This is a genomic window from Inquilinus sp. NPDC058860, assembly GCF_042743185.1.
Classification (GTDB): domain Bacteria; phylum Pseudomonadota; class Alphaproteobacteria; order DSM-16000; family Inquilinaceae; genus Inquilinus.
Map to the genome: position 1 here is coordinate 1 of NZ_JBHYMS010000123.1, position 3,762 is coordinate 3,762.

At 68.7% G+C, this 3,762-nt stretch carries 5 protein-coding genes; 3 read left to right on the plus strand and 2 right to left on the minus strand.

The features are described from left to right. Together ACFW16_RS35860 and ACFW16_RS35865 are read left to right on the plus strand one after the other, a co-directional pair. The coding region (locus tag ACFW16_RS35860; protein ID WP_380313886.1) for a hypothetical protein at positions 1–236 on the plus strand (236 nt) is incomplete at its 5' end. Positions 237–504: 268 nt separating this feature from the next. Further along, the gene (locus tag ACFW16_RS35865) at positions 505–2,124 is read left to right on the plus strand and encodes a pentapeptide repeat-containing protein (protein WP_380313887.1); all 1,620 of its coding nucleotides are present in this window, start codon (positions 505–507) and stop codon (positions 2,122–2,124) included. Between the two features lie 9 nt (positions 2,125–2,133). Here ACFW16_RS35865 and ACFW16_RS35870 read toward each other — a convergent pair whose 3' ends face one another. Continuing rightward, positions 2,134–3,054, minus strand: coding sequence for a hypothetical protein (locus ACFW16_RS35870; protein ID WP_380313888.1), 921 nt, complete (start codon positions 3,052–3,054; stop codon positions 2,134–2,136). A 7-nt stretch (positions 3,055–3,061) separates the two neighbouring features. Then, on the minus strand, positions 3,062–3,466 hold the full coding sequence (locus ACFW16_RS35875; protein ID WP_380313889.1) for a VOC family protein: 405 nt from the start codon (positions 3,464–3,466) through the stop codon (positions 3,062–3,064). Between the two features lie 92 nt (positions 3,467–3,558). On the opposite strand from ACFW16_RS35875, the gene ACFW16_RS35880 reads away from it, so the two are divergent. Beyond that, positions 3,559–3,684, plus strand: a complete 126-nt coding sequence (locus tag ACFW16_RS35880; protein ID WP_380313890.1) for a hypothetical protein — start codon at positions 3,559–3,561, stop codon at positions 3,682–3,684. Positions 3,685–3,762 lie beyond the last annotated feature (78 nt).

Genomic DNA, 3,762 nt, shown 5'->3' on the forward strand with positions numbered 1-3,762 from the left:
ACCGGCTTCCCCTATGCAGAAGCATCGCGCTGCGCCGCTCTCCTGCCCCGTCGGCATTTTCAACCGGCGCAGGGCATAGGGAGTGTGAGAAATGCGGGCTAACCCGGCGGGTCCGCGGCCGTCTGCCGCAATCCGGCATCACGGCAGGGCAATTCCTCACCAACGGCCTTCGTGCTAAATTGATGGAAACAGTTCGATTGCAATTTACTTTCACTGAGTTGAATTTTTGTTTCTAATTTCCGGACACAAAAGACAAATGACCAACAGACCGCCATCTTGCGGACGCCTTGCTGCGAACTGCATTCGAGATTCGGGAGTATTCCCTCGCCCGCGCCCTCTTCGACGCCCTGGATGCTGTGATTTGTCGGGCTGCGCCTGCCCGCCTCGCGGCGAGAGAGCAATGATCGACGCTCCGAGCCTCCGACACCGGCGACCACGGCCCGCTGCTTCCGTCGATATCGACCAGACGGCCACCCCCCACCGGCTCCAGGCCCGGAGGGTTTCATGACGAACTGGCTCGCCGGCGCCGAGGCCTATCTGCACAGCCGTCCGAACATCGCCATCGCGGCGGTCGCGGCCGTCGTCCTGCTGGCCCTGATCGCCTGGATCTGGGGCCCGGCGCTGCTGACGTCGCGGCACAAATACGAATCGCGCAGGGAGCGGGTCGAGGACGCCGACCGATACCGGCGCAACATCGGGCAGCTGCTCACCATTCCGATCCTGCTCCTCGCCATCCTCTACACCCTGCATCAGGTGGCGGGGGCCGCGCGCAGGAGTGTCGAGAAGAGCGACGAGGAGAGGTTCAGCCAGGGCTCCCAGGCGCTGGCCAGCGGCAACGTCTCGATACGGTTGGGCGGCATCCACGCCCTGGCGCAGCTGATGGGCGGCGACCGGCCGGAGGCGCTGTGCCCCGATGGCAATCAGCGCCCCCTGTCATCGAGCGGAGGCGGTGCCGATCCGGACTCGGCCGATGCCCGCCGCTCGCCGCAGGACCAGCTCTATCGGGCGGCGCTGCAGGCGATCGCCGCCCAGGCCGTCACATCCTCCCGCCTCGCACGGCTGGGATCCGAGGGGGACGCCGCCCGGCAGGCACTGGAGGCAGCCTCGCATGAGGTGCCGGCCGGTGCGGACACCTATGCGGCGCTCTCCGTCATCGCCCGGCGCAAATGCGAGCCCTATTCGCAGGAGGTGCCGCTCGACCTGTCGCACGGGTATTTCCGCGGCGCCTCGATGGCCCATGCCCAGCTGATCCGATCCGATCTGCGGGGGTCGGATTTCTCGGCATCCGAGCTGGCGCTGGCGAACCTGTATCAGGCGAGCCTGGACGGGGCCGATTTCGGCGGGGCGAACCTGACGCGGGCGAGCTTCGCGAACGCATCCATGACGGACGCGAATTTCGGGCCCGGCGAGAATCTCGCCTCCCCCGCCCTGCCCCGCCTGCCCCATCTGCGGACGCAGCTGGGCCGCGCCCAGATCGTCACCGCCAACGCGCAAGGGGCGGATTTCCGATGCGCGATGATGAACGAGGCCCGGCTCGACGATTCGCAGCTCGGCGGAGCGGATTTCGAACACGCCGCCCTCAGCCGTGCCACCTTCCTGAGCGCCAAGGGCGTGGGCGCCAGATTCAATGCCGCCTGCGGCCCCAGGGCAAACTTCTCGAGCGCCACATTCGCGTCCGTCGCCGCCCCCATCCAGGTCGAAGGCCGCAAATCCGATTTCTCCGGGGCCGACTTCTCCGACGGCTTCTTCCGATCGGCCCGGTTCGACAGAATCCGTCTGCAGGGGGCAATCTTCGTGCGCGCCGACCTGGCCAACGCGACCTTCGAGAACAGCGATTTGACCAACGCGGATTTCCGCGGCGCGAACCTGACCGGCGCGAAGTTCGACGGCGCGAACCTGATCGGCGTCAAGCTGGGCGGCGCCACCGTCTGCAACGTCAGCGGATTGCCGGACGTCGTCGTGAGCCCGCGGTGCGAGCTGCGCTTCATGCCCGTCGAGGCGGGCCGGTTCGGGGACGACTGCCTCCCGACGGCCCGGACCGGCATCGGTGTCGATCAGCAGTGTCCTTATGACGGGGGTGAGGTCGTTGAGATGGCCGAACCTCCGGTCCTGTCCCAGCAGTGAGCGGCGGCGTCAACCGGCCAATGGCCGCTCGAACTCGGTGCGGATGGCGAATTCGCGCCAGCCGGCCCGGCGGAAGGCATTAACCATCGGCGCGTTGCGGGTGTCGGCATCGGCCTTGACCGGCCAGCGGCCGATGCGGGCCAGCGTCGCCGTCCCGCGGGCCAGCAGGGCGTGGACATGGCCGCGGCCGCGCTGTTCCGGCACCACGCCGAGATAGCCGATCGTCGCCATGCTGGGCGCCGCCGCGGGCATCACCAGCCCGACCAGCGCCCCGTCCGGCCCGTAGGCCAGCTCCCACCAGCCCGGATCGTGCTGCATCCCCTGGAGATCGGCGAAGATGTCGTCGTCGCCGATGCGGCGGTCGAGCGTGCCCGCCGTCACCCGCTCCGACGCGGTGCGGAACGCCGCCTCGCCGACCTCCGCCATCGACCGGAAGACCAGACCGTCGGCCGGCGGCGGCACGGGCGTGCCCGGATCGAGCTCGAACCGCACCGTCTCGCGGCGGATCGCGAAGCCGTTGCCGGTCAGCAGCGACCGGCGCCGGTCCGGCTCGGCCTGCCATTGCGGCGCCTGGAGCGGCGTGTCGAGGACATGGCCCAGCGCGCCGGCGCCGAGCGACCGCGCCCGATCCGCCATCCGCCGCAGCATCGAAGCGCCGACCGACTCGGCGTCCGGCATCCGCCAGGGCAGGTCGAACAGGACGATGTCGCTGGGCGACGCCGCTCCCGGCAGGGTCCAGAAAGCGATGCGGCCGAGGGGAGCCCCGTTCCGCTCCGCCAGGAAACACCACTCCCGGCGCATGGCGCCCTTGCCCAGCAGGTCGTCGACATAGCGGCGCACCGCTTCGACGTGGCCCGGGTCGGTGGCGGTGGCGGCGAAGACCGCCAGCTCGGAATCGGCGATCGGGCGCAGGCGGATGTCGGTGGTCACGTCGGTGTCAGCCTCCGGCCGTGATCAGGACCGACTCCGCCGAGCGCGTTGCCGGACCGTGATGCACGGCCTCGATGTTGTTGCCGTCGGGGTCGAGCGCGAAGGCGCCGTAATAGCCGGGATGGTACTGCCGCTCGCCCGGCCCGCCATTGTCGCGTACGCCCGCCGCCAGAGCGGCGGCGTGGAAGCGGCGGACGGTCTCGCGGTCCGCCGCCTGGAAGGCGAGATGGACGTGGCTGATGGCGTCGCCCGGGCTGACGAACAGCTCGTCCGAGGCGAAGAAGCCCGGCCCCTCATGGGTGATGGAGCGGCCGACCGAGGCCAGCACCGCGGCGTAGAACCGCTTGCTCGCCTCCAGGTCGCGCACCACCAGATGAACATGGTCGATCAGGCGGCCCTGATGGAACTGCATGGTTTCCTCCCTGCTTTGCGCCAGCCCTCGAACTCATCTAGAGAAAGCCGGCCGGGTATCCAGCGAGCCACGATGGCCGAGGAACGAGAACGATGTCTTCCCCGCCGAACCAGACGCGATACGCGGTCATCCACCAGGATGACGTGGCCGGCAGCCACAGCGCCAACATGGCCTATGTCGAGTTGTTCGACCTCGGCGTCTGTGGACTGCACCCCTGACATGAGACACGATAAATAGAGACAGGTCAGTTTGGTGATGCCATTGCAGCAGGGGCGCGCCCCTGCTGCAATGGCGGC

Bases quoted from the DNA above. Each gene is read 5' to 3' on its own strand.
- ACFW16_RS35875 (WP_380313889.1), bottom strand. From the start codon at position 3,466: ATGCAGTTCCATCAGGGCCGCCTGATCGACCATGTTCATCTGGTGGTG.
- ACFW16_RS35880 (WP_380313890.1), top strand. From the start codon at position 3,559: ATGTCTTCCCCGCCGAACCAGACGCGATACGCGGTCATCCACCAGGAT.
- ACFW16_RS35865 (WP_380313887.1), top strand. From the start codon at position 505: ATGACGAACTGGCTCGCCGGCGCCGAGGCCTATCTGCACAGCCGTCCG.